Origin of the sequence: Bacteroides cellulosilyticus DSM 14838, assembly GCF_000158035.1 — a bacterium.
Lineage (GTDB): Bacteria > Bacteroidota > Bacteroidia > Bacteroidales > Bacteroidaceae > Bacteroides > Bacteroides cellulosilyticus.
The window spans coordinates 1-1,170 of record NZ_EQ973528.1 but is presented as its reverse complement, the minus strand read 5'-3'; the positions used below and the strand labels follow the sequence as shown (position 1 = coordinate 1,170).

Below are 1,170 nucleotides of genomic sequence, written 5' to 3'. Positions count from 1 at the left end.
GAATTCTTTGAACAGATAGGTGGAGCGGTTAAATAAGCATCTACTTCAGCGTCTTAAATGAAAGGATATGATAGGTTACTCCTGCTGCAATAATCAGGAGTATTACTTTTACCCATATATATGGAACGATAAAAAATACGCAGTAGAGCATGGTGATCCACATCAGCGAGATGGAAATTATCTTTGCGCGTAGAGGGATGGCTTTGTTTTCACGAAAGTTGCGGATATAAGGGCCGAGATGCTTTTGATTCAATAACCAGTTATATAGGCGAGGCGAACTTTTAAAGTAGAGTGCAGCCGTGAGTAGCAGAAATGGGGTAGTGGGTAACAACGGCAGAAAAATGCCGAGGATACCAAGTGCTAAAGAGAGTGTACCAAGTGCCATATAAAGGGTTTTCATGCCGCAAAAGTACTCTTTTTTTGTTTACGGAGAAAGTTCTGTTTGCTTTGTTGTCTGACATTCGCTTTAAATGCTTATGTTTGCGAAGAATTTTCAATAAAGTCAAAACATGTATTTGAGAAAGTCCGTCTTCACGCTATTGCTGATACTGTGTAATGTATTTGTTGTGGTGGCACAGACCACCGCAGACTCTTTAGCACTTGTTACTGCTCATTGGAATGTAATTTCTATGGGAAAAGGTGTACTTTGTCGCGAAGCGGAGTTCGTTTCTTTGTATGGTGTTCCGCAGCATGTTGCTATTCTTGAAATCAAACCGGAGCAACATCGGTTTGACATTTTAATTCATTCTCCTAAAGAAGAAACTAGTAGTGCGGCCCGTCGTTCCGGTGCAGTGGCGGCTATTAACGGTTCATATTTCGATATCAAGCAAGGAACTTCTATCTGCTATTTGCGGAAAGACGGGGTGGTGGTGGATACTACTGCGACCGGTGTACTCAGCACTGTATCCAATGGTGCCGTGAAAATAGATAAAGGGAAACTGGACATCATAGCCTGGAAGAAACAGGATGAGAAAACTTGCGAACAGAAAGAAGGGAGTATTCTCGTTTCCGGCCCGTTGATGCTGCTGGATGGAAAAGCTTGTGACTTGTCTGCTTGTAACCGGTCATTCGTTCAGACTAAACATCCACGGAGTGCCGTGGCTCTGATGAAGGACGGAACGGTGTTTCTGATTGCGGTTGCGGGTCGTTTCGAAGGTAAGGCGGAAGGTA

The 1,170-nt window shown here is 43.5% G+C and carries 2 protein-coding genes; one reads left to right on the top strand and one right to left on the bottom strand.

The window, feature by feature from the left end:
* Positions 1-40: 40 nt before the first annotated feature.
* Positions 41-400, bottom strand: a complete 360-nt coding sequence (locus tag BACCELL_RS25495; protein ID WP_007215074.1) for a YbaN family protein — start codon at positions 398-400, stop codon at positions 41-43.
* Between the two features lie 109 nt (positions 401-509).
* On the opposite strand from BACCELL_RS25495, the gene BACCELL_RS25490 reads away from it, so the two are divergent.
* Positions 510-1,170: phosphodiester glycosidase family protein (locus BACCELL_RS25490; protein WP_007215073.1), on the top strand; the 661-nt coding region annotated here is incomplete at its 3' end.